Source organism: Marinobacter sp. F3R08 (genome assembly GCF_018860425.1).
GTDB lineage: Bacteria > Pseudomonadota > Gammaproteobacteria > Pseudomonadales > Oleiphilaceae > Marinobacter.
Window position 1 is genome coordinate 409,998 of record NZ_JAHKPI010000014.1, and the last position, 23,408, is coordinate 433,405.

The following is a 23,408-nucleotide window of genomic DNA, read 5'->3' on the forward strand; positions in this document are numbered from 1 at the left end:
TTCAGGCGGTGCTATTTGTGTCTGTTTCGGCCAGGGGCAGGCTGAGCCAGAAACAGGATCCCTGGCCCTGTTCAGAGTCGAAGCCGACATCGCCGCCCATCTGGGTCATGATTTCTTTCGTTATGGCCAGGCCGAGCCCCGTTCCTCGTTTGCCGCGAGTGTCGGAGCTGTCTGCCTGCGCAAATTTCTGAAAGATTCGTGGGCGAAAGCTGTCGGGAATGCCGGGTCCCTGGTCCGTGACCAGGATCTGAATGCACCCCTGATCGATCTTGCTGCTTACCTGAACCTGCCCATTGGCGGGCGAGAACTTGATGGCATTGGACAGTAGGTTGGTAAACGCCTGGCCAAAACGTGAATGGTCGATTTTCGCAATGCGTCCATCGAAATCATCGGTGACGCGGATGGCTACACCGCTTTCCAGGGCATAGGTTTTAAGGCGCTCTATCGATTCTTCAATAACCGGGGTCATTTCCTCGTTTTGCAGATGCATGGTCATCTTGCCGGAAACCAGTTTTTCCATATCCAGTAGGTCGTCGACCAGTTGCTTCAGTTGGTCCGCGTTGCGATGAGCAATGGACACCATTCGCTCGGCTTGTGGCGGGAGGGCTCCGAGAGTGCCGCTCTCGATCAGGCCAAGAGAGCCCGATATGGATGTCAGCGGCGTCCGGAGCTCGTGGCTGACCGTTGAGATGAATTCGCTCTTCATCCGGTCTACCTTTTTCTGCTCGGAGATATCTTCGATCAGCGTCCAGATCAGAGGTTGGCCTGAGGGACTGTTGATCCTCATCCCGCGGACGATGGCCGGGTAGGTTGAACCATTTGCGCGCACGATCTCGACCTCATGAGGGCCAAAACGTTTTTCGGCCTGAAGTTCGGCAATGATTTCCTGTTGTCGCTGTTCAAAGTTTGGCGGCAAGAGTTGCCAGTAATCCCCGGCCATCAATTGCTCACGTCTGTATCCGGTGGGTTCCAGCAGCGCTTCGTTCACATCAAGAAACGCACCGGATCTGTAGTCGGTCAGAGCGATGCCGATGGGCGATAGTTCGTACAGCCTCCGGAGCTGGGCTTCGCTTTCCTGAAGGGCGAGTTCGGTGTGCTTTGACTCGTCAATATCGGCAATGTATCCGTGCCACATGACGCTGCCATCGGGCATCTTCTCCGGTGATGACTTGCCCTCCACCCATCGCCAACCGGATTGACCGTTTGCCAGGCGATATTGGCTATGCCAGATCGTTAAGGCTTCTGCCGATTGCTCGATACTGGCAGAGACTGCTGAAAAATCATCCGGATGGATTTTGGTGAAGCAAACAGATGCATCGTCTTTTACTTCCTCGGCCGTAACGCCATAAATCTCTTCTATGTGAGGGCTGGCATAGGGGAATGACACGCGGCCATCCGGCCACAGCTGGTATTGATAGAGCATGCCGGGGGTCTGCTCTACCAGTTTGGTGAGCATCTTTACGCTGAGCTCTCTTTCGATAAGGCCGCCAATCCAGCGCGCCAGCAGTGTCACGAAGGTGATTTCGGTTTCCGAAAAATCCTGTTCACGTGGCTCAGGTGAGGAAAAATTGAGTGTTCCGTACAAATGATCCTTGATGAAAATGGGGGCGGCAAGGTAGCTCTCAAGGCCAAATTTTTCGTAACAGCGGTGACCGCGATAGCCCGACTTGGCCATGTGCGCAATGGCCAGACTTTCTCGTGCACCGAGGAGCATTGAGCAGTAGGTATCTCTCAGTGGAAAACTTGCATTCTGTTCAAGCCCCGAATCTTCGGGGGCGACAAACCACTGGATGGAATAGACGTTACTGTGTATCTCGCTGACAATTCCCAGAGGCAGGTTCAGGTAGTCTGACCCGAGCCGAAGGGCTCTTTCGATGCGGATATCGTCATTTGTCTCGGTATCCAGTGCCAGATCATTGAGGATGGCCAGTGCTTCGTTCTGCTGCTGGGTTTTATTGAGGTTGTTCATTACCTCGGTCACATCGGCATGGGTGCCATACATCATCACCGGTTTGCCGTCATGGCTCCATTCGAAAACCTGGCCGCGATCGTGCACCCATACCCAGTGGCCGTTCTTATGCTTCATTCGGCATCGGTAGTCATACTCGGAGAGCTCGCCGGCAAAATGGGCTTTGAGCAGACGTTCTGATTCCGGCAGATCGTCTGGGTGCGCGAGGCCCACCCAGGTCTTTATGCTGACGGGCATCAGTTCGTCGAGTGTATAGCCGCAAATGTTGGCCCAGCGTTCGTTAAAAACGGTCTCCCCGGTTTGTACGTTCCACTCCCAGGTGCCAATTCGGGTGCCGTCAATGATTGCTCTGGCACGACGTTCGCTATGTTTGAGTTCCTGGTAGAACTCGGCGGCAGCCTGAAGATTAATCTCCCGCTCCACGCAATCGGCGATTTCACGAAGAAGGGACTGCTCGTTCTGATCGAAACTGCGCGCTGCCTGATCAATCAGGCACAGGGTGCCCAGTCGGAATCCCTCGCTGTTGTGGAGTGGCGCACCGGCGTAAAAACGCAGGAACGGATCCTCGGTGACTAACGGATTATCCTTGAAACGCTCATCCTGCTGGGCGTCTTCGATCACCAGCAGATCAGAACTCAGAATTGCATGACCACAGAACGAGATCTCGCGGGAGGTTTCGGTAGCCGAGATACCCTGACAGGACTTGAACCATTGTCGATTACTGTCTACCAGGCTGACCAGAGCAATCGGTACATTGAAGGCCTTGCAGGCCATCCGGGTGTACCGGTCAAAGCGTTCTTCAGGCCCTGTATCGAGCAAGCCTGTGCGTTCAAGTGCCGATAGGCGCTCACGCTCCTCGGGAGGAAATTCCGGCGTTTTCATTGGCGTTATTCTTCCTGATTGTGGAGTTTGGCAGCTCAATCCAGAAGTTGGCCCCGCTGTCATAAAAATAGCCGATTTTTCCGTTCATGAGTCGGGCCAGGTCCTGGCAGATTGCGAGGCCGAGACCGGTGCCCTTGATGGATTTCGATGTGCCAACTTCTGCCTGTGAAAAACGCTCGAACAGCTCGCTCTCAAACTGCTTCGGTACCCCTGAGCCACAATCACTGACGATGATCCGGGTGGTTTCCGGGCCGCTCTGCTCAACTTTGAGGGTGATTGTGTCATTCGATGGCGAGAACTTGATCGCATTGCTGATGAAATTATCCAGGACCTGTCGCAGACGGTGCTCGTCAGCGACAATCACCTGATCACCAAGACCTTCGATGACAAGTGACAGATTGTGCTCCGACGCCAGGGCGGTATTGTCGATCATCGCCGCTTCGATGACAGGCTCCAGAGGTTGGGGCGCCAGCGAAACCGTCATCTGGCCTGCGGTCAGTTTGCTGAAATCCAGCAAATCGGAAATCAAAAGATGCAGGCGATCACCGTTACGCAACGCCAGACGGGCCATCTCTTCGGCTTTCACCGGAAGTGCGCCGGCCGCTCCGGAAGCCAGTAGGCGCAGCGCGCCGTTGAGAGAGGTCAATGGCGTCCGTAACTCGTGGCTGACGTTCGACACGAAGTTTTCTTTCATGGTGCTGATGGCATCTCGTTCGGTCATCAGCTGGTTGAACGCTGCGGCTAATTGGCGAGTTTCCTTGGTGCCTTTCCCGGTCAGTCGTTGTCCATTGGACGGGCTTCTTGCCATGCCTTCGATGGTTTCGGTCATCTTGTCCAGAGGCTTTACGGCGGAGCGGCTGGCGAGAAAGCCCAGCAGGGCAATGAAAAAACCAATGGCGATACTGATGATGGAGAATTTCATGAACGAATCGAATGCCGGAGCCGTAGCCCGTTCGTATGGCACGGAGCGGATGAACATCCAGCCCAGATCCTCCAGATGACTGGCGGCGTAAATCTGTTCCTGGCCATTGTTGTCTGTCACCGTCCCGAAGGTGATGCCGGATAGTCCCGCGTCCACCAGCGGATCTGCGCCAGGTACTGGCAGCGGCTGCACGCCCTGGCCGGGTGAAGGCCCCCCTTCAATATAGAGAAGATTCTCCACATCAATCACTTTGAAACGGTCCTGTTCATCTCTCAGACGCTTGAGCATATCGTCGGGTATCAGGCTGGTCTGGCCAATAGTGACCGTGCCGCTCAGCAACCCCAGAAGATCACCTTCCCCGGATTCGATAGGGGCAAGAAAAGACAGCAACGGCACGCCGGTGGCCCGGCCAAGGAGAGGGCGACTGATGACCGGACTTCTGGTCTGAATGGCGCGGCGAAAATGGTTTCTGTCCGAATAATTGGTGCCCAGGCGTCCGGGTGCGTGAATATTCTCTGCAATCGCGGTTGCTTCCGCGTCGAAGACCACGAGGCCATCCGGGAAAAGTGTATGCAAAAGGTTTTGTCGCTCGAGCTGGTAGGTGATTTCTGTCAGCGAGTGAAGGGCGTTCCCGTCACTCATCATGGCGGCAGATTCACTCAGTACATCAAGCTTCAGCTTAAGGCGCTGCTCTACTTCGGTGGCGATTCGTCGGGTCTCCACAAGCTGTTGCTCGGTGAGTATTGCCTCGAAATCGTCCACCAACGCATTGTAGGCAACGGCCAGAACGGCCCCGACGGTTGAGATGGAACCAAGGATAACGATCACGGCGAGGCGGGTGCCAAGTGAAAGTGGCGGCAAAACAGTTTCCCCGGTGGTATTCTGGAAGAAAGGTTAAATGTTTCTTCGCCGAAGTATGGCATAAAACCGCTTTGGTGCGGATCTGATTGAGTAGTCTATGTCTGACGAACAAACGGCTGACGTTCTACGCAAGCTTGGTGTCCTGAAAGCGCGCTTCAAGGAGAAAGCGTCAGGCGATATCCATATGGTCGCTCTGATGGCGCAGGATGCCGCCGCCGGAGAGGGAAGTCTGGACGAACTGCGACGCGCCTATCAGGTGCTTCATCGGCTCGCAGGCTCTGCTGGTACGTTTGGCTTCCGCGCTCTGGGCGACGAAGCCCGGGCACTCGAACTGATACTCAAGCCCTACGTGGAGGCAGAGCCAGGGATTCCTGAGCATAACGCAGGGATTCCGAAAAGCCTTCTACGTGAGCACTTCATTGGTCGAGTCCTGGGATTGGAAAACCTTCTGATCATCGAGGATGATGGCCAGGATGCGGCCGAACTGTTCAAAGGCCCGAGCGCCGACACCTCAGATCAGCCGGTTGTTCTGATTATCGAACCGGATCGGAAAGCTGCGGAACAACTGTCGAGCGCACTGACCCCTCATGGCTTCAGTATTCATTGCGTCACCCCGAAAGACCTCGTCTCTGAAGAGCTGTCTCGGGTATCTGTTGTCCTGATAAGGGACAATGTCCTGATTTCGCAAGAGCAAATCCCCTGGGACTCGGGCGATCGTCCTCCGTTTATCTGTATCAGTTCCCGCGATACCTTCGATGAAAGGTATCGGCTTGCCACACTGGGCGTTGACGGTTTCGTGAGTGAACCCGTTGATGTGCCGTTATTGGTGGACTACATGGAGCGGCTGGTTGACGAGAAAATAGAGTCCGGCACCGGGCGAGTGATGGTGATTGATGACGATCCGGAGCTACTCGAACGGTACAGTCTGATTCTGGAAGGTGGAGGGCTCGAAGTCCGGTGCGTGAATTCGCCCTCCGATATCCTGGGCGTCCTTTCGGAGTTTCGGCCGGATATCATTCTGATGGATGTCCAGATGGGACACTTCAACGGTCCTACACTGGCAAGAATGCTCAGGCTTGACCCCGAATGGGTGGGGTTGCACATCATTTTCCTGTCCTCTGAGGAAGACCGGGAGTTTCAGTTTGATGCTCTGTCCCAGGGTGGTGATGATTTTCTCACCAAGCCCGTGTCCGACAGAGTGTTGTTACAAGCGGCCAAAGTCCGGTGCTACCGGGCCAGGCAACTGGACAAGCTGGCGTCCAGGGACAGCCTGACCGGGTTGCTGAAGCACTCCCTGGCCAATTCCGAAGTGGCCAAAGAGCATGGGCGCAGCCAGAGGCTGAGTTATCCCTCGGTTGTTGCCATGCTGGATCTTGACCACTTCAAACAGGTGAATGATCGGCACGGGCACAGGGTTGGCGATCTGGTTATCAAAGGTCTGGCAAACCTGCTTCGGCACCGGCTTCGAAAAACCGACGTTATCGGTCGCTATGGCGGTGAAGAATTTATCGTGGCGTTGCCGAACTGCTCGATGGAAGGCGCCCGGCAATCCATGCAGGCGGTGTGTGAGCGGATGTCGAAAATCACCTTCAATGGGGCAGAGGGTCCGTTTTCTGTGACGGTGAGTGTTGGCCTGGCCCCGCTGGATGCTTATGACAAGGCAGAGGAAGCGATAGAAGCCGCTGATAGAGCACTGTATCGACGCAAATCGGCAGGCCGAAACGGCGTTACCGCAGCGTGATAGATGGAGGAAGTTCATCAGGGAGTGAGTAGAGGTGAATGTCGTTATTGTTGAAGACGACGAGTTGATGGCTGATCTCGTTGAAACGGTGGTTGCCGGCCTGCATCCTGCATTGAAGGTCTTCAAGGCATTCAATGTGAGGGAGGCACTGGAGCTCTGGCGAACCAGGGCGCCAGGCTTTTTTATCATTGACTGGTTGCTGCCTGATGGATCCGGTCTGGAGATTTTGCGGGAGATCCGGGCAGACGATAAGGACATGCCCGTGGTCATGCTGACGGGCAGGGCGGACCGTGATTCCATTCTGAAGGCGGCTCATTACGGCATCAGCGGCTACATCAGCAAGCCATTCAATGTGGAAGTGCTTCATACCCGTCTTGCCAGCATGCTCGAGGCGGTGCTGCCCGAAGACCCTGGCTTTCAAACGCTGGCCGAGATGCTGTCCGGAAAACTGGAATCGGGCGTTCAGGTGCCCACCCGAATGGATGTGGCGGGTGTTCTTGGATTGATTGAGCGAGCGGATGATCTGTCCGGTGCGCAACTGGCCGAGCGGTGGCAGAAAGAAGCCGCTCTGTGTGCCAGACTGCTGGAGATCGCAAATCGTTCTTCGTTCCGGCGAACCGGAACACCGGTGGTGAACGTGCGTGATGCCATTTCGGTGATGGGCGTTCCCATGGCTCTGAGCCAGGCGCTGGCACTGGCGCTGGACACCGGCTCGGTCTTCCGGTCTGAGGCTCTGGCACGAAGGGCAAAGTACTTTCAGGCCGAAGCAGAATTGGTGGGTTCGGAAGCCCAGAAAATTGCCATGGTGCTCGGTAAAAAGGCGCTCGAATTCCAGATCGCCGGGCTGCTGAGCCGTATGGGAGAGCTCGCCGTACTGAATGTCATGCAACAATTTGTTCAACAAGGTGGAGAACTGACCGAAACGGATATCGAGAGCGGGCTCAGGGATTGGGCGCAGCAATATGGAAACACCTTGAAGGTACAGTGGCGGCTGCCGCTGAGCATCCGGCAAATGACCGGCGCGGTGCATTATCTTGCCCGGGAGGATGTCAGGCAGAACCTCCTGGTTATGCGGGCAGCTGGCCTGATTGCGAGCGGGCAGACAGACAACCCGGAGTGCTCCAGGCTACTCAGACAGATCGGACTGGATGACTGGCTGGACTCACGGAAAGACACAACGGATAGAGGGAGTGTATAAATGGCGGAGTCCGGAGCACCTTTACAGAAAATCATGCTGGTTGAGGATGAAGAAGATATCAGAGCGGTGGCTGAGCTGGCTTTGGAGGCCGTGGGTGGGTTTACCCTTAAAGCCTGTGATTCCGGAGCGGACGCCCTCGAAAACATTGATATTTTCAGGCCACAACTGATCCTTCTGGATGTGATGATGCCCATGATGGACGGACCCAGCACACTGAGAGCTATCCGTGAAAAGCCCGAATTTGCCAATACACCAGCCGTTTTCATGACCGCCAAGGTGCAGCGGGACGAGGTAGATGGTTATCTGGCCCTTGGCGCCGTGGATGTGATTCCCAAACCCTTTGATCCGATGACGCTGTCCGATCGCATTCGGGACATCTGGGATAAGCTCGACTGACAACCTGAACCGGGCCCCTAATTTCCGTGGGCTGCTGGTCTTGCTGCGCCCGATTCGGTTAACCTGTTGTGATTGTTTTCGAACCTGAGGCCCTTTGATGTCGTCTATTCCTCCCGGGGATGAGCTGAAAGCAAAGCTCAATCTGGAAACCTCCCGTATTCACTGGCACGAATTGCAGACCTACTTCGCCCGAGGGCAGGTGGTTCGCGTGTCGCCGGATCTGGATCTGCTGGATGTGGCGGCAGAACTTGCTGCGGATAACAAACCACGGTTTGCCCGGTGGATGGATGAGGGACACGTTGGTGAGGTCACGCCTGAAACAGCGCAAGCCTGGTATGACCGGAATGCTGAACTCTGGGCGGTTGTGGTTGCGCCCTGGGTTCTGGTGCAGGACCGTTCTGGCCATGTACTTCATTAAACGCAGGGCTGCATGAAGCTGCACTATTTTCATGGCCGGGCTCCGCTGAAAGATCTTGTGATGCTTCGTGACGATCAGCGCATTGAGCTGCATATCCGGCCGGTTGGCGATGGGCTCTGGGGGCTGGTGGCCCTGTCTGGAACAGATCAGGAGCGCCCCAGCGGGCAGCTTCTGCGTGGTCCCTGGAAAACCGTTGTCAGTGCTGAATCAACGCTGCGCAGTATCGCTGGATCCATGATGGGCGAGGGCTATGATCCGAAGCCCGATGATTATGTCTTGTGGTCTGTGGCTGCCCAGCGCCTTGCCCGAACCATCGGGACTCCGGAAGGTGAATCGGCTACCCCCGAAGCCGACCCAGTCCATTTCAAACCCCTGATCTGATCTCCACCCTTTCTGTTTCGTGAGGACGTTATGCTGACTGGAGCTTTGCTCATTCTTGCTCCCCTGTTCCTGGGATTTGCCATCTCGCTGGAAAATCGCAGAGTCATGACAGTTATCCATTACACCCTGGAGGCTCTGGTTTACTTTATCCTGTTGTTGCTCGGGCTTGGGCTTGGCCAGATGGAGGGGTTGGCGGCGCAGTTGGGTGGCATGGCCGTTCAGGTACTGGCGCTGGTGGTGGTGCTTTTCGTCGCTAACATGGCTGGTCTCTGGCTGTTTCACCGCTGGCAGCCCATGACGCTGGTAAGCCCTGAAGGCCATGTCAGTCCGGGTTACCGCAGGCTGTTCCTTGCAGGCCTGAAGCCGCTGGTTGCGGTTATTGCTGGTTTGCTGGCCGGCTATTACCTGTTGCCGGATATGCCCATGGTGGAGCAATTGGCGACCTGGGCGTTGATGTTTCTCTTATTCCTGATTGGTCTTCAGTTGCGTAATGCGGGTCTTTCGCTGCGGAAACTGCTGATGAATCGTCAGGGCCTGGGTATCGCGCTGGCTTTGACGTTCAGCTCTCTGGCAGCCGGGGTTATCCTGATTCCTGTCCTTGGGCTGCCCTGGCACGATGCTCTGGCGATCGCGTCGGGGTTTGGCTGGTATTCGCTGTCTGGCATTGTGATTGGCGAAGCGCTCGGCCCGGCGTGGGGAGGCGTGGCTTTCCTTAATGATGTGATCAGGGAAATCGTTGCTCTGGCCATTATTCCGCTGTTGATTGCCAGTCGACCGGCTATGGCGATTGGCTATGGTGGCGCTACTGCGATGGACTTTACACTACCGGTTATCCGAAGCAGTGGTGGGTTATCCTGCGTTCCGGTCGCTATTGCCTCGGGTTTCCTGTTGTCTTTCCTGTCCCCTGTGCTGATGGGTGTGTTTCTGTCTCTCGGTTAGATCGGCATGCCCGCAAGGCAGGTTGTCGGCGTGTTCAGTGACATGTGCTCAGGTCATGAACTTCCTGACATCGATTTTGTAATCGACAGGGTCCTCAGCGCGCACAATCCGGTCCTGGGCGCCGGGTTTGGCGAGATCAATGGTATCCACCGTGATCGGCATGCGGAATCTGGTGTGGTACATCACCCGCACGGTCGGCAATCTCTGATCGCTCTCATTGGCCTCGATAACAACACCTAACCGGCCACTTTCCAGCAGTACCAAAGAACCCACGGGATAGAGACCAAGACAACGGATAAACTCTTTGACGAGCACCGGATCCAGATGATGACCGCTCCATTCCAGTAGCTTCTTCAGGCCCTGTGTTGGTGTCATGCCTCTGTGATAGACCCGATCTGCCGTGATGGCGTCATAGACATCGCTGATTGCCACCATACGCCCGTATTCCGAGATTTCGTCGCCTTTGAGCCCCTCTGGATACCCAGTGCCATCAAGGCGCTCATGATGCTGGGCCGCTGTGATGACGGTCAGTTCACCAATGCCCTTGGTCGTGGCGAGAATATCCCTGGAATGTCGCGCATGCAGCTTCATGACCTCGAATTCTTCGGGCGTCAGTCGGCCGGGTTTATGAAGTATCTCATCCGGTGTGAGGATCTTGCCCAGGTCGTGGAGCAGGGCGCCAACGATTGTCTGGTGCAGGATGTCGGCAGACAGGCCCCGGTAATTTCCGAAAAGGGACATAAGAACACTCAGATTGACCGAGTGCTCAAGCAGGTAATTATCTTTCTCCCGGATACGTCCCAGGCAACTCAGGGCGTTGGCATTGCGGAGCACGGAATGCTGGAGCTCGTCTGCCAGTTTATGGATGGGCGCAATGTCGATAGCACTGCCAATTTTGGCGTGGTTCATGAAGTCTCCAACCAGGCCCTGAGCCTGGCTGTGGACCTTTTGGGCAACCACGATTTCTTCTTCCAGAGGCACGCGCGGCTGAAGGCCTGGTGATTGTTCTCCGGCTTTCTGAAGGGCCGACTCGTTGCGGCGATCCACCTCTGCGGCGGGTTCGGCGTCCTGAGTATCGAGGCCTTTCGACGCATCGATGTAAACAAACTCCACGCCCATACGACGGATTTTCTCGATGGTCTCCTCTTTTTTGATAACACCGCGCTTGCGCTGGGTGTTGTGAGGAATCCAGTCGTTGTTCAGATCGGTGATGTACATGCCGACCCTGAGGGCTGCAATGGGCACACGTTTGATCATTCGGTCGGGAAAAACGTCCGCAAGCTGTTGTTGTAGGTTTTGCTGATCACGTCATCCAGAGGCAGGTCCTTTACCTCTGCGATTTTTTCGGCCACGAAAGGCAGGTAAAACGGAGCGTTTTCTTTTCCGCGGTAGGGCACGGGGGTCAGAAAAGGAGCGTCAGTCTCCAGCAGGATCTGGTCAATGGGCGTCATACGCACAATGTCCCGGACGTTCTCCGCTTTGTTGAATGTAGTGATGCCGTTGAAGCCCAGGCACCAGCCCTGATCCAGAGCATATCGGGCAAGCCCGGGGCCAGACGTGAAGCTGTGGATCACGCCCCGGCGTTTGAGGGTTTCTTCAAACTCACCGAGAATGGCAATCGTGTCTTCGTCCGCTTCGCGGCTATGGATCACGACAGGCTGATCTGTGTCACAGGCAATCTGCAGTTGCCGCCGGAAAACGTCGCGCTGAACGTTGCGATCAGCGTTATCGTAAAAATAATCCAGGCCAATTTCGCCCACCGCAACGATTTTATCGTCCCGGGCATGAGTGCGGATTTCTACTTCTACCAGATCGGAATAGCTTTCGGCATCGTGGGGGTGAATACCCTGAGTGCCATAGACCCAGGGCGCAACCCGGCTAAGCTCGCGCACCGCGGCGAGGTTGTCCGGCGACACGGCAATGGTGATCACTTTTTCGATGTTGACGCACTGCACCTGTTCCAGCGTTTCCTCAAGAGGGCGATCCTTGAGGTAATCCAGGTGACAGTGGGTCTCGATGATCGGATGATCAAAAACCGGAATTTCTCGACGCTTTTTACTCATTGTCGGCTAATGTGCTCCACCGCAACCTGCGCTCAGGCTGCTATTCTGAACATTTGTTTAACTCCAGTTTACCAGTTTGTACGATTGTTAGCCTGTACTACTGCCATAGTTAGTTGCACGGAGTCTCCAGATGAAGCTGTCGGCGTTTGCCCGTTCTTTTGTTTTCGATCCCGCCCGGCCCGGATTCCGGGATTACCCGACCGTGCTGGATGACGATGACATGACATTGCCCGGTTTGGATGCCAGCCTTGAGCAAATCGGCGAATACCAGCGCCGGCTCTGGGCCAATCAGGCCAAGGCCGTTTTACTGGTTGTGCTTGGGCCTGATACCAGTGGTAAGGACAGTCTGATTCGCACTCTGGCAACGTTTGTCGATCCTGCAGGCTTCCATGCCTGGTCTTTCAGCCGCCCTGCCGGCGCCGAGGCCCGCCATGACTTTCTCTGGCGGGTCACGCCCTATTTGCCCAGCTTTGGGCAGATGGTGGCGTTCAATCGCAGCCATCATGAGGCTGTCATTGCCGAAAGGGTCTGGCCGGTGCACTCTCCTGAACGTTATAACTGGCCGAACCGGTACCGAGCCATCCGCAACTTTGAAAGCCACCTGGTGGAAGAGGGTACGACACTGATCAAGGTCTGGCTCAATCTGTCAGAAGAGGAGCATGGCAAGCGCCTGCTCAAGCGTCTCGATAAACCCCGGAAGCGCTGGAAATTCGACAAATCAGACATCAGTGGCTGGGAAAAACGCCATGATTACCAGGCGTTCGCTGAAGAAGCTCTGGAGGCGACACATACCGGGGAAGCGCCGTGGTTTGTCGTGCCTGGTGACCGCAAACCCCAGGCTCGCGCTATTGTTGCGGCAGTGCTGGCTGAGCAGCTGAGGCAACTGGCGCCGGACTATCCGGAAGAAGATGAGAGTGTGTTGAGCGACTATCGGCGCCTGCTGGCAAAAAGTGGCGTGAAATAAGTCAATTGGAGGAAACGCATGCACATTGTTGTAGTCGGTGGCGGTGTAGTGGGAATAACCACGGCCTACGAACTGAACCGAAGGGGCCACCAGGTTACTGTACTGGAGCGCCATGCAGTGGCCGGGAACGAGACCAGCAAAGGCAACGCAGCCCAGCGATCCTATGGCGTTGTCTATCCCTGGGCTGATCCGTCGATTGTGTTCAAGGCCATTCCCTGGATTGTCAAACAGGATGGCCCTCTCAAACTACGGTTTCCACCGTCGGTAGAAACCCTGAAATTCATGTTCGCCACGCTCCGGTACGCCTGGTCGCCGGGTCTGTTTGGATTGAACCGGCGAGCCATGTTGCGCCTCGGTATCCACAGCCGGGAACGGTTCCTGGCTCTGGAAAAGGAACTTGATCTGGCCTTTGACGGCGATCACCGGGGCCTGCTGCACCTAGCCAGCACACCTGAAGCGCTGGAAAGTTACCGTGACATCCATGACATGCTGAATGAGCTGGGCATTGCTTCCAGCTTGCTTACCCCGGAACAGGTTCATGAGGCCGAGCCCGGTATGGTCGGTAACGGTCCGCTCTACGGAGCCTTGAGTTACGACACCGACGGCACCGGGGATTGTCATCTGTTTTGCCGGGAAATGGCAAAAGCCTGCGAGTCAAAGGGGGTCGTGGTTCGATACAATGTAGACGTGGAAAAGCTGATTGCCGATGACCAAAAGGTAGAGGCTATTTCGCTCAGAAACAGCGATGGGTTCATGGAAACCCTGGAAGCGGATGCCGTGGTGATCAGCGCCGGATGCTGGTCCAGCCATCTGGTGAAACCACTGGGCCTTGAACTGCCCATCTACCCGGTCAAGGGGTACAGCCTGACGGTGCCGATGAAACATCCTGAGCGTGGCCCCACCTCAACCATTCACGACGATAACTACAAGGTCGTCTCTACCCGTCTGGGAGACCGTCTGCGAACCACCGGTTTTGTAGAGTTGGCGGATTTTAACCGGGATATCCCCGAAGCTCGCCTGGCAACAATCCGGAAATCTGTGGAGTCGCGGTTTCCCGGGTGTGCCGATCTTGAAGCGGCGGAAACCTGGACCGGATTTCGCCCGATGACACCGGATGGACCAGCGATCATCGGACGTGGTCCAAGAGAAAACCTGTATCTGAATACCGGCCACGGAACCTTCGGTTGGACGCTCTCCGCCGGCAGCGCAGACGTCATTGCTCAGGTCATTGAAGGCGAGGAACCAGCCGTTTGCCTTGACGCTTTCCGGCCCGGGCGGTTTGCCGGGTAATTCTTTGGACCAGCCGCTTGGCCCGGTCTGGTGGTCTTTTCCGGAACCTTGGGTTCAGTACGTACAAAGGTAAGTTGAATGACGCTAACTCAGGCGGCGAGGACACACCAGGGCGAGCAATCGTTTTACCCTCGATGGACGCAGTTGAACGACTGCCTGGTGCTGTGTCGGGAGTTTTGGCAGCCAATGCCGTTTGTGACACCGGCGCCGGCGTGGGCCCGGCGCTTTCCCGAACTGGCCGGGATGCTGGCAGGACTGTCTGATGATGATTGTGAGTATCTGGCAGAGAATCCGATTGAACTGGCGGCTCAGGTCTCCCGGTGGCTGCCATGTCTTGAGAGTTACCCCGAAATGGTCCGTCTTCCGGACCTGCTGCCGTCGGCCGAAAAGGCATCAGAGGCGACGCTGCCGGAAGTCCGGGCCACGGATATGCCTGGCCGGAAGCGGTTGCAGTCAGGTGCTTTTGCGGCGGCACTGACGCCATTGGCGCATTCCACCCTGGACTGGTGTTGTGGCAAAGGCCATTTATCCCGGACGCTGGCACCGTTCTGTCGTGGTGAGGTCAGGGGCTTTGAATGGAATCCGGAACTGGTGCGTGACGGTCTTCGTCTGGCACGGCATTTTGGGGATCGGGTTAATATCGGGTGCCAGGATGTTATGGCGCCGGATCTGGAGCTGCCGGAAGGCTACCACGGTGTTGCGCTCCATGCCTGCGGTGATCTGCATCGGCGCTTGCTCAAACGCGGCAGCGAAGCAGCTCTGCCCAGACTGAGTATATCGCCTTGCTGCTATCACCTGACGGATACAGACCACTATCAGCTGCTTTCAGAGCAGGCTTCCGGGTATCAGGCGGCTCTGCAACCGGACCGGAGTGACCTGCGCCTGGCTGTCCAGGAAACCGTGACGGCACCTGCACGAGTGCGAAGGCAGACTCGCCTTGTCCGCCAGTGGCGATTGGGATTTGATGGTCTGCAGCGGCACCTGCGGGGACGGGACGAGTATTTACCTGTGCCGTCTCACCCTGCATCGTTGCTGAACGAAGGTTTTCCGGCTTTTTGCCGGTGGGCGGCGGCCCAAAAGCATCTGGAGTTACCTGGTACGATCGACTTTGACCATTGGTTGGCGTTTGGGACGCACCGTCTGCAGGAAGTTCGCCGCCACGAGTTGGTCAGGCATCTGTTCCGTCGTCCCCTGGAACTGTGGATGGTGTTCGATTACGCGCTGTTTCTGGAAGAGCAGGGCTATCGGGTGCGGCTCGGTCAGTTCTGCGATCGCTCACTGACACCTCGTAATCTGCTGCTGGATGGGATCAGGGTTTCCCCGCTGTTGCCGGAAAAAGAAAAGGCGCCCGGAGGCGCCTTATCAATCACTCAGGTAGCGACCGGGACTTAACGGCGAACCTGAATTCGAGCTTCAACCCGACGGTTGGCAGCACGTCCATCTGCGGTTTGGTTAGACGCAATTGGTTGCTCTTCACCGTAACCTGTGGCTTGCACTCGTGATGCTTCGATACCCAGAGATTCGGTCAGACGACCAGCAACAGCCTCAGCGCGACGCTGTGACAGTGACAGGTTGTAGTCTGCATTGCCGCGGCTGTCAGAATGGCCGGCAATTTCCACGATGGTTTCCGGATTTTCCTGCATGAAGTCTGCGACGCGACGGATTTCGTCATCATAAGCATTTCCGATCACGGAGCTGTCGGTCGGGAACTGAACTTCAATGGTGAAGGTCTGGATGGTTTCGGTCACACCTTCACAGCCAGTCGCATCCACGTCTGCACCTGCGGTGGTATTCGGGCACTGATCCTTGCTGTTAACAACGCCGTCGTTGTCGCTGTCCAGCTCACAGCCATGGCTGTTCACGTCTGCACCGCGCGGTGTGTCGGGGCAATGATCACGACTATCGGCAACGCCGTCGCGATCGGAATCCAGTTCACAGCCGTTGCTGTCAACAGTGACGCCGGCCGGGGTGCTGGGGCACTGGTCCCGGGAATCAGGGACACCATCACCGTCAGTGTCTGCCGGAAGAGCGGGCTCAGGAATGGACTGGCCGACGGTACGGGTAAAGGCAAAGCTGACGCCGAGAGAAACCTGGGTGTCGAACGTGCTCTCGTCGATACCGTGGAATTCGCGGAGATCGCCTCGCAATGATACGGCATCACTTACGTTGTAGCGGAAGCCTGTGCCCACATTGACACGTGTTTCGTCATGATTGCTGCCCGCAGTCATAACACCGCTGCTGTCCGAACCGAAGTCTGCGTGACCGGCCCCCAGGGACACATACGGGTTCCAGGCTTCGTCCGGACCTGCGAAGTAATAGGTACCGTCGAGTCTGATCTCATCAAATTCGGATTCGCCTGGCACATATTTGCGGTCGGCATCTGCACGTGAGTAAAGAGCCTCTACAGACCAGTGCGGCTTGAAGCGGTATTCCAGGCCAAACCCGAAGGTGCCGGTTTCGCTCAGATCGCGTTTGTCGTCAAACAACTGGAAGCCAGCGAACGGGTTGATGTAAACCGTTTCCTGACGATCGGCCATCGCCGGAGTTGCAATAGTGGTTGCCAGGGCGGCAAGGGTGATCGGACGCATGATGTTCATGCAGAACCTCCTGTTCATTCTCGTTAATTCGCGCTTCTCAGCAGAAAACGCTGTGACTGCGGGGAATTTATGCTAGATGGCAATAAAAGACAAAGCAATGTTACTAAATGTTACCTTGGTAATTGTACTGAGGCGGTCAGTGTTCGAGTCTATCGTTTCAGGCCAGAGCCGTGAAATAAAGGTGTGCGCTCTTTTTGCTGAAGTTGAGAGTTTCCCCACTGTCAAAATGCACCGCGAAGGAACTTTCATCCTCTGTAACCACCGAGCCCTGACCAAAAATAGCATGGCTGAGGCGTTGGCAATGCCAGAGAGGTGCCAGCGCATGCGTCGACGTTGCGGCCTGCCCCTCTACTGTGACGTGTTCCCGTTTGGCATATCGCTGGCTGACCGGTGTCAGTGGTGACGAGAGTTGGATGACCGAGCCCTCAGAGGGGTTCCGCTCATCCAGCCAGTGCCCGAACTCCGCCGCCAGATCGAAACAACACTCCTCGACAAACCGGCTGGGCCCGAGATCACCGTCCAGATGGGGTTGTTGGCTGGCGGGTCGGGTAATCAGGTGCAATTGCTGGCGAGTGCGGGTCATGGCTACATAGAGCAACCGACGTTCACTTTCCAGGAACCCCCGGGCATCGTCCTGGGGTCTGGGACTGTAGGGCAGGTACTTCTCCTGCAGGCCCGGGACAATCACCGTTGGCCATTCCAGGCCTTTGGTGCGGTGAATGGTCGACAGAAGAACGCCTCCCTGCTGCTTTTCGGAGGCCTGCTGCTTCAGGGTTTTCAGGTGCTCCAGGGCGCCGTCCGCCGTGACATCAAGGCTTTTCAGGTACTGGCGGAATCCCTGCAGGGTATCAATCCGTTCCTCGGCACTCTCATGCGTCAACGCCAGGCTTCGGATGCCTTCGTAGAGGTCCGTGTGTTCTGCATAAACACGGATCAGCCCGGCCACGGGCCCGGAGTAACCCCGAAGCTGAGCCAGGACTTCCCCGAGCTTTCTGAGCTTGCGGGCCGCCATGGGCGACAGGGCGTCGAAATCCATTGCCAGCAGGCGCTCGTGCCAGTCGGCGGAAAAGCCCGACAGGAACCGGGCCAACTGTTCAAGCTCCGGCTCTTTCAGGCCGACGTGCGGGAAGCGTAGTAGCTGCCTTGCCAGTTCCAGTCGGTCCTCATCTGGCAGTTTGGCCAGCTTTCCGGTCACCACCATCAGCAGAGCCGTAATTGCCTGAACCTCCCGGCTGAACAGAGCTCCCTTGCCAGCATCGATGCGGTAGGAAATCTGGCGTGCCAGTAGTTTCAGCTCGATTGGTACACTCTGGCTCCAGACCCGGAACAGAATGGCAGTGCCTGCCAGGGCCGGTTCCGACTGGCCCTGAAGAATCTGTAATACCGCATCGGCGTCGTTTTCCGTCCGGTGCAGTTTGATGTCTGTCCGGGGTGTCGACGGATGGGAATGGCAAAGCACATCCTTGCGACCGGTGTTGTGACAGATCAGATGATTGGCCAGCAAGGCAACCCGGTGGCCATAGCGAAAGGTGTAGCTCAGCGTCTGCTCCAGCGGGCTCTCGAACTCATCGCTGAACCGTTTGAGAATAAACTCCGGCTTGGCGCCGCGAAACTCATAGATGGTCTGGTCCGGGTCGCCCACCACCGTAACCCGCGCCCGGTCTCCGGCTACGTAACGCAGCAACAGATGCTGTATCTCGTTGGTGTCCTGATATTCATCCACCAGGATCAGATCCATCTTGTTACCCACGAGCCGCTGCAACGGCGGATTCTGATGGATCGCCATCACCGGCTCATACAGCATGTCGGCATAACTGATTCGACCCTGACCCTTACGCCACTGTTCAAAGCTGTGGAACAGCTCGATCAGGTAGCGGTGCTTGTCCGAATATCCTAATTCTTCAAATACGATCTCCGCCGGCGACAGCGTCGTCTTCACCAGATCGATAAACCCCGTTGCGGTCTCGACAAAATCTTTTTTGCTCCGCCGGATTTCATCGGCAAGGTCTTCCGGCGCAAGGCGTCGTGTCAGCTGCCAGGCCTGAAAACTGATTTCCTGCTCGGTCAGAATCTTTTCCGAAAACCCGGGCAGATAACCCTCCCGGACAAACCGTTTGTAAAGACGCAGACCCATGGCGTGATAGGTCCGGATCTCCGGCAATGCCAGCCCGCTCCGGGCACAGGTTGTTTGCAGCTTCCGCTCGAAGTCCACCCGGGCGCTGCGGTTGAACATCAACACCAGCACCCGGTCCGGGTCGTGTCCCTGCTCCAGCAGGAACCGTATACGCCAGGCCAGTGTTGATGTCTTGCCACTCCCGGCCACGGCGGTAATCACAGCATGCTCAAAACCGGCAGTGATAATCGCCCGCTGTTCGTCGGTGAGGTAATCCGGAAGGTTGTTGGTATCAGAGATTTGAGGTTCGGTCGGCATGGCCGCTATTGTAACGGGCTGCTGGTAGGGCGGATACCGCTCGCGCATAATTGCGATCAAACACGAATGCGAAAAGGTCATAAGAATGGAACTGTCCGAATCGGTAAACGTACTCGGTGAAAAGCTGGAAGCCTGTGGTAAAGACCCAATCACCGGCTTCTACCGTGATGGTTGTTGCAACGTAGGGCCTGATGACGTTGGCCTCCATGCTGTCTGTGTCGTCGTTACCGATGACTTCCTCGAGTTTTCCAGGGCTCGAGGCAATGACCTCAGCACCCCCAGACCCGAATTTGGCTTCGAAGGCCTTAAAGCCGGCGACAGCTGGTGTCTGTGTGCTGCGCGCTGGCAGGAAGCTTTTGAGGCCGGCTCTGCGCCACGGGTTCGCCTGCGCGCTACCCATCGGGCTGCGTTGGAAAAGTGCGCCCTCGACGATCTCAAAGCCCATGGTGCTGACCTTAGCTGATGAGTTATCCCGGACCCGATGCCGCACCAGACGCCAGTGCCTGGTGGGCCCTGCAGGCCAGTCTCGCCGCTAATGGTGAGCGCAGGCTGATCCTGCTGGAGGGCGACCGGGAAAGTGCCCTGCAGTGGCTCTCTCGTGTGTTGCCGGCTCTTGGGCTCCAGACTGGCCTCTGGACCGGCCCTGAGGATCAGCGTCCGGATCCGCGCCTGACCCGTATTGCACCTACTGAGGCCCGACAATGGCTGGGCCGTGACATTTCGCTGATCGTCTGGGACGGCTGGCAGGGCAATCCACCGGATGCCTTTGCGGCACTCTCAGGCGCGTTGACGGCTGGCGGACTGCTGTTCTGGCTGATGCCGCCCCTGGAAGACTGGAGTCGTTACGCCGATCCGGATTATCCGAGAACCGGCCTCGACTATGGTGGCGAACACCCCTTCGCTGGCCGCATGGCCGGGATACTGGCCAACCATAAAGCAGTCATCCGCCTTTCTCCGGGAAGTGGGCGCTCACCATTGCTGCCCGTACTTCCTTCACCGGAAGATCCATTTCGCACCGGAACCACCGGCGATCAGGCTCAACTGGTTCAGCGTCTGGTCCGTTTTGGTCTGGGCAGGAGGCGTCGACCGCTGGTCATTACGGCGGACCGTGGCCGGGGTAAGTCTGCGGCTCTGGGAATGGCGGCGGCGGAACTGCTGCAGACCGGCAGGCAGGAAATTGTTGTCACTGCGCCATCGGAACAGAATGTAGAGACTCTGTTTCGTCACGCCCGGGAAGCGCTCGCCGGCCAGTTGGATGAGGTCGGCCCGGGGACGCTGACAACCCGCGCAGGCGGGCGCGTGAGGTATGTCCCGATCCGGGAACTCCTGGCCACTCGGCCGGAGGCTGAAGTCGTCATGGTCGATGAAGCTGCAGCGATTCCAGCCCCGCTCCTGAAAGCGGTTCTTCTGGGTTGGCCCAGAGTGGCCTTTGCCACCACGGTGCATGGTTATGAAGGCGCCGGCCGGGGGTTCTCTATCCGCTTTCGCCAGGTGCTGGAACAGTCAACGCCTCACTGGCAGCAGGTAGTCCTGTCCGAGCCGGTGCGATGGGCCGGGACGGATCCGTTGGAAGCTCTGGTGTCTGAATTGTTTCTCCTGGCTGCAGATGGCGGTATCGCCTCCCGGACGAACGAAAGCCATGCCGGGGATCTGATCATTGAACCCTGGCAGCCGTCAGTCGCGGATGATGAGGCGTTGTCCAATGCCTTTGGTTTGCTGGTGGATGCGCATTACCGGACCCGCCCGGCAGATCTTCGGCAATGGCTGGACGACCCGGAAGCTCGTAGCTGGCGTGCGAGGATAGGTAACAAGACCATTGGTGTGCTCTGGTGTGCGCTTGAGGGTGGGCTTGCACCTGAGCTGGCGGAGCAGGTCAGCCTGGGTGCCCGCCGCGTGCGAGGGCACCTCCTGCCGCAGTCGCTTGCCAGTCACAGCGGGTATCCGGAAGCGGCTTCTCTGAGGGGGCTCCGGGTTATTCGTGTCGCGGTGTCAGACGATGTCCGGCGGCTGGGTATTGGTGGTCGTCTGGTCGAGGCCGCAAGGGCGCATGCGTTGGAGCAGGGTCTGGATTATCTTGGCACCAGTTTTGGTGGCAGCGCTGATCTGCTGGCTTTCTGGCAGACCTGTGCTCTTCGTGTGGTGAGGGTCGGTCTGCAACAGGAAGCGTCCAGTGGCGAATATCCGCTGCAGATGATTAAAGGCCTCTCGCAGGCGGGCGAGGATCTGGAAAAGCGTATAAGCCACCGACTGGCCAGCCATTGGCTTACCCTGGTGCCGAACAACTGGTCCGGGTTGACCCCGCTTATGCTGGCGGAGATTACGGCTGCCTTGCCTTCCGGCCCGGCGCTGGATCGCGATGACCTGCGGGATCTTCGCAATTTCGCAAACGGCCACAGGGGGTTTCAGATGATGATCCCGGTGTTGCGGAAGCTGAGTCAGGCACCGGGTATCATGGCCTGTCTGAAGGGCCATCCGGAGCTCGCCTTGTGGTGCTGCAGCGTCCTTCAGGGGCGGGGCTGGTCTTCCCTTCAACAGGATAAGTTGTGCCTGGGACAGAAAGATGGGGAGGATCGTCTGCGACAACTTGTTCGCGATCTTTTGAAGGAGGGGCCGGGTTTGTGACCCGCTCGATTTAATTTCGGGCAGTGTCTGCTCAGAATGGCTTCACGTACCTTCCTACTGAGAATGTGTTATGGCCAAGGGAACCGGCTTCCTCCGTTTTCTGTTGATTGCGTTTGTGTTTTTGTTGTCAGCCTGCGCCTCCCCTGGCCAGCCGGTTACTCTGAGCCCGGAGGCTCTGGCCGAGGCTGACGCACTTCTGATTTCAGCGTCCGGCAATGGTGAAAAAAGGCGCGTGCAGTTACTGTTGTCTGCCGGTGCCGATGTGAACACCAGCGGGCCCAACGGCTACACCCCTGTGATACGGGCGGCGGAGAACGGTCACCTTTCGGTGGTCAAACTATTGCTGGCTGCCGGTGCCAACGTCAATGTCAGTCAGGGGGGACAGTCCCTGCTTATGAAGATCGTTGGTAATGGGGATTTGCTGACGGCAGAAAGGCTGGTGGCTGCCGGCGCTGATGTAAATTACCGGGCCAGCGATGGCCGCACAGCTCTGGACATCGCCCGCGCCAGCAATAATCGGGATCTCGAGATGCTGCTGGTGCAGGCGGGCGCCCAACTATAGCGTTGCGAGCATTAATCCAGTCCCATCGGATCGGTTTCATCATTCCATTCAGGGGTGAAGTGGGCGGCCACCACTTCTTCCGGTACGTCGGCAACACTTGCGTAGCTCCATTGTGGCTGACGATCCTTGTCGACGAGCAGAGCTCGTATACCTTCCGCAAGATCAGGACGGCGGATGCACTCCGAGACCATTGCCAGCTCCATACGGAAGGCGTCCTTCAAAGACATCTGCTGGGCATTCTGCAACTGGGTCCACACCAGCCAGGCCGACACCGGGCATCCGGTTCTCAGCGTATTCATGCAGGCATGCCACCAATCGCAGTCCACCTCTGCTGTGAGTAACTGATCGACGATGTCCGGCAGTTCGTCACCGGCGCTCAGCCGGGCAATCCGCTGCTCATGCATGGCAAGGTGGCTGGGTGGCAATGCCCGGTAATCCTGTGCCTGGATCTGATTGAGCAAGCGGAAGAGGCGGTTGTCGTCGGCGGCAGGCTGTCCGGTCCAGCGTTCCGATACCAGGCGGTCGAGCAGGCTGAACCGGTCTTCAGGCAGAATGGCCATGTCCGCCAGGCCTACCCGAAGTGCATCGCTCACATTAAGGCGAGCGCCAGTCAAACCCATGAACAGGCCGAGCCGGCCGGGTAGCCGTTTCAGGAACCAGCTGCCACCCACATCGGGAAACAGGCCAATGGCGATCTCGGGCATCGCCAGGGTGACATCCGGTGTTATCAGTCGATAACGGCATCCGGATAACACACCCAGGCCGCCGCCCATCACCACGCCGTGGGCCAGGCCCAATACCGGTTTCGGGAAACGATGGATGCTGTAATCCATCCGGTACTCACGATTGAAAAAACGCACCGGCTTTTCAGAGTCCGATGGCTCCACGATGGCGTCATACAATTCGCGGATGTTCCCGCCCGCGCAAAAGGCTTTTTCTCCAGCGCCCTGTATGACCACGATGCAAATCCGGTCATCGTCGGCCCAGCGATCAAGAGTTTCCTGAATCTGTTGGATCATCTGCTCGGAGAGCGCGTTGAGATTGCCTGGGGAATTCAGCGTCAAAACGCCAATCTGGCCTTCGCGACAGGGCAGTTCCTGGGCCTCTACTGACATGGACCATATCTCCGGAGTAGTAAAACGATCTTGGATGCGGAATCGAACGTACTTTTA

Annotated in this window: 19 protein-coding genes; 12 read left to right on the forward strand and 7 right to left on the reverse strand. The window is 57.1% G+C overall.

The genetic code is table 11. The annotated features are described in order from the left end of the window. Position 1: 1 nt before the first annotated feature. The gene (locus KO499_RS04940; RefSeq protein WP_215982594.1) at positions 2 to 2,851 is read right to left on the reverse strand and encodes a PAS domain-containing protein; all 2,850 of its coding nucleotides are present in this window, start codon (positions 2,849 to 2,851) and stop codon (positions 2 to 4) included. Beyond that, complete coding sequence (locus KO499_RS04945) at positions 2,817 to 4,634, reverse strand: ATP-binding protein (protein ID WP_215982595.1); 1,818 nt, start codon at positions 4,632 to 4,634, stop codon at positions 2,817 to 2,819. Before KO499_RS04945 ends, KO499_RS04940 begins: the two co-directional genes overlap by 35 nt. Before the next feature lie 97 nt (positions 4,635 to 4,731). On the opposite strand from KO499_RS04945, the gene KO499_RS04950 reads away from it, so the two are divergent. From KO499_RS04950 to KO499_RS04975, 6 genes are all read left to right on the forward strand, one after another. Further along, positions 4,732 to 6,375 carry a diguanylate cyclase gene (locus KO499_RS04950; protein WP_215982596.1) on the forward strand — a complete coding sequence of 548 codons (1,644 nt, stop codon included), beginning with the start codon at positions 4,732 to 4,734 and terminating at the stop codon, positions 6,373 to 6,375. A gap of 34 nt (positions 6,376 to 6,409) precedes the next feature. Further along, a complete protein-coding gene (locus KO499_RS19890; protein WP_215982597.1) occupies positions 6,410 to 7,573 on the forward strand; it encodes a response regulator in 1,164 nt (387 codons plus the stop codon). After that, complete coding sequence (locus KO499_RS04960) at positions 7,574 to 7,969, forward strand: response regulator (RefSeq protein ID WP_215982598.1); 396 nt, start codon at positions 7,574 to 7,576, stop codon at positions 7,967 to 7,969. It abuts the gene before it with no gap. A 97-nt stretch (positions 7,970 to 8,066) separates the two neighbouring features. Then, entirely contained in the window at positions 8,067 to 8,387 is a 321-nt protein-coding gene (locus KO499_RS04965) for a DUF2288 domain-containing protein (RefSeq protein WP_215982599.1), read from the forward strand. A 12-nt stretch (positions 8,388 to 8,399) separates the two neighbouring features. After that, positions 8,400 to 8,768: a hypothetical protein gene (locus KO499_RS04970; protein WP_215982600.1), complete on the forward strand. Its 369-nt coding sequence runs from the start codon at positions 8,400 to 8,402 to the stop codon at positions 8,766 to 8,768. A gap of 30 nt (positions 8,769 to 8,798) precedes the next feature. After that, positions 8,799 to 9,707, forward strand: a complete 909-nt coding sequence (locus tag KO499_RS04975; protein ID WP_215982601.1) for a lysine exporter LysO family protein — start codon at positions 8,799 to 8,801, stop codon at positions 9,705 to 9,707. A gap of 48 nt (positions 9,708 to 9,755) precedes the next feature. On the opposite strand, the gene KO499_RS04980 is transcribed toward KO499_RS04975, so the two are convergent. Together KO499_RS04980 and KO499_RS04985 are read right to left on the reverse strand one after the other, a co-directional pair. Beyond that, complete coding sequence (locus KO499_RS04980) at positions 9,756 to 10,964, reverse strand: HD-GYP domain-containing protein (RefSeq protein ID WP_215982602.1); 1,209 nt, start codon at positions 10,962 to 10,964, stop codon at positions 9,756 to 9,758. Beyond that, positions 10,961 to 11,770 (reverse strand): TatD family hydrolase, encoded by an 810-nt coding sequence (locus tag KO499_RS04985; RefSeq protein WP_215982603.1) that lies wholly within the window; start codon positions 11,768 to 11,770, stop codon positions 10,961 to 10,963. The genes KO499_RS04980 and KO499_RS04985 overlap by 4 nt, the downstream gene beginning before the upstream one ends. A gap of 130 nt (positions 11,771 to 11,900) precedes the next feature. Between KO499_RS04985 and KO499_RS04990 the strand changes: the two genes are divergently transcribed. The 3 genes from KO499_RS04990 to KO499_RS05000 all read left to right on the forward strand — a co-directional run bounded on the left by KO499_RS04990 (position 11,901) and on the right by KO499_RS05000 (position 15,416). Beyond that, a complete protein-coding gene (locus tag KO499_RS04990) occupies positions 11,901 to 12,734 on the forward strand; it encodes a polyphosphate kinase 2 family protein (protein WP_215982604.1) in 834 nt (277 codons plus the stop codon). A gap of 18 nt (positions 12,735 to 12,752) precedes the next feature. After that, positions 12,753 to 14,024, forward strand: coding sequence for a D-amino acid dehydrogenase (locus tag KO499_RS04995; RefSeq protein ID WP_215982605.1), 1,272 nt, complete (start codon positions 12,753 to 12,755; stop codon positions 14,022 to 14,024). A 78-nt stretch (positions 14,025 to 14,102) separates the two neighbouring features. Further along, a complete protein-coding gene (locus KO499_RS05000) occupies positions 14,103 to 15,416 on the forward strand; it encodes a methyltransferase (RefSeq protein ID WP_215982606.1) in 1,314 nt (437 codons plus the stop codon). Here KO499_RS05000 and KO499_RS05005 read toward each other — a convergent pair. Next, complete coding sequence (locus tag KO499_RS05005; RefSeq protein ID WP_215982607.1) at positions 15,413 to 16,621, reverse strand: OmpA family protein; 1,209 nt, start codon at positions 16,619 to 16,621, stop codon at positions 15,413 to 15,415. The genes KO499_RS05000 and KO499_RS05005 overlap by 4 nt on opposite strands. 157 nt (positions 16,622 to 16,778) lie before the next feature. Continuing rightward, entirely contained in the window at positions 16,779 to 19,100 is a 2,322-nt protein-coding gene (locus tag KO499_RS05010) for an ATP-dependent helicase (protein WP_215983387.1), read from the reverse strand. A 37-nt stretch (positions 19,101 to 19,137) separates the two neighbouring features. Here KO499_RS05010 and KO499_RS05015 point away from each other — a divergent pair, with 37 nt between their 5' ends. The 3 genes from KO499_RS05015 to KO499_RS05025 all read left to right on the forward strand — a co-directional run bounded on the left by KO499_RS05015 (position 19,138) and on the right by KO499_RS05025 (position 22,236). Further along, entirely contained in the window at positions 19,138 to 19,515 is a 378-nt protein-coding gene (locus KO499_RS05015) for a DUF2237 family protein (protein ID WP_215982608.1), read from the forward strand. Then, a complete protein-coding gene (locus tag KO499_RS05020; RefSeq protein ID WP_215982609.1) occupies positions 19,515 to 21,674 on the forward strand; it encodes a tRNA(Met) cytidine acetyltransferase TmcA in 2,160 nt (719 codons plus the stop codon). Before KO499_RS05015 ends, KO499_RS05020 begins: the two co-directional genes overlap by 1 nt. A 70-nt stretch (positions 21,675 to 21,744) precedes the next feature. Beyond that, complete coding sequence (locus tag KO499_RS05025; RefSeq protein WP_215982610.1) at positions 21,745 to 22,236, forward strand: ankyrin repeat domain-containing protein; 492 nt, start codon at positions 21,745 to 21,747, stop codon at positions 22,234 to 22,236. 11 nt (positions 22,237 to 22,247) lie between these two features. On the opposite strand, the gene KO499_RS05030 is transcribed toward KO499_RS05025, so the two are convergent. Beyond that, positions 22,248 to 23,351 carry an enoyl-CoA hydratase/isomerase family protein gene (locus tag KO499_RS05030; RefSeq protein WP_215982611.1) on the reverse strand — a complete coding sequence of 368 codons (1,104 nt, stop codon included), beginning with the start codon at positions 23,349 to 23,351 and terminating at the stop codon, positions 22,248 to 22,250. Between the last annotated feature and the right edge of the window lie 57 nt (positions 23,352 to 23,408).

What these genes read in the sequence shown, in the direction of transcription:
- KO499_RS04975 (WP_215982601.1), top strand. Translation starts at nt 8,799, where the DNA reads ATGCTGACTGGAGCTTTGCTCATTCTTGCTCCCCTGTTCCTGGGATTT.
- KO499_RS05030 (WP_215982611.1), bottom strand. Translation starts at nt 23,351, where the DNA reads ATGTCAGTAGAGGCCCAGGAACTGCCCTGTCGCGAAGGCCAGATTGGC.
- KO499_RS04995 (WP_215982605.1), top strand. Translation starts at nt 12,753, where the DNA reads ATGCACATTGTTGTAGTCGGTGGCGGTGTAGTGGGAATAACCACGGCC.
- KO499_RS04980 (WP_215982602.1), bottom strand. Translation starts at nt 10,964, where the DNA reads ATGATCAAACGTGTGCCCATTGCAGCCCTCAGGGTCGGCATGTACATC.
- KO499_RS05020 (WP_215982609.1), top strand. Translation starts at nt 19,515, where the DNA reads ATGAGTTATCCCGGACCCGATGCCGCACCAGACGCCAGTGCCTGGTGG.
- KO499_RS04965 (WP_215982599.1), top strand. Translation starts at nt 8,067, where the DNA reads ATGTCGTCTATTCCTCCCGGGGATGAGCTGAAAGCAAAGCTCAATCTG.
- KO499_RS05000 (WP_215982606.1), top strand. Translation starts at nt 14,103, where the DNA reads ATGACGCTAACTCAGGCGGCGAGGACACACCAGGGCGAGCAATCGTTT.
- KO499_RS05005 (WP_215982607.1), bottom strand. Translation starts at nt 16,621, where the DNA reads ATGAACATCATGCGTCCGATCACCCTTGCCGCCCTGGCAACCACTATT.
- KO499_RS04940 (WP_215982594.1), bottom strand. Translation starts at nt 2,851, where the DNA reads ATGAAAACGCCGGAATTTCCTCCCGAGGAGCGTGAGCGCCTATCGGCA.
- KO499_RS05025 (WP_215982610.1), top strand. Translation starts at nt 21,745, where the DNA reads ATGGCCAAGGGAACCGGCTTCCTCCGTTTTCTGTTGATTGCGTTTGTG.
- KO499_RS05010 (WP_215983387.1), bottom strand. Translation starts at nt 19,100, where the DNA reads ATGCGCGAGCGGTATCCGCCCTACCAGCAGCCCGTTACAATAGCGGCC.
- KO499_RS04990 (WP_215982604.1), top strand. Translation starts at nt 11,901, where the DNA reads ATGAAGCTGTCGGCGTTTGCCCGTTCTTTTGTTTTCGATCCCGCCCGG.
- KO499_RS04985 (WP_215982603.1), bottom strand. Translation starts at nt 11,770, where the DNA reads ATGAGTAAAAAGCGTCGAGAAATTCCGGTTTTTGATCATCCGATCATC.
- KO499_RS05015 (WP_215982608.1), top strand. Translation starts at nt 19,138, where the DNA reads ATGGAACTGTCCGAATCGGTAAACGTACTCGGTGAAAAGCTGGAAGCC.
- KO499_RS04960 (WP_215982598.1), top strand. Translation starts at nt 7,574, where the DNA reads ATGGCGGAGTCCGGAGCACCTTTACAGAAAATCATGCTGGTTGAGGAT.
- KO499_RS04970 (WP_215982600.1), top strand. Translation starts at nt 8,400, where the DNA reads ATGAAGCTGCACTATTTTCATGGCCGGGCTCCGCTGAAAGATCTTGTG.
- KO499_RS04950 (WP_215982596.1), top strand. Translation starts at nt 4,732, where the DNA reads ATGTCTGACGAACAAACGGCTGACGTTCTACGCAAGCTTGGTGTCCTG.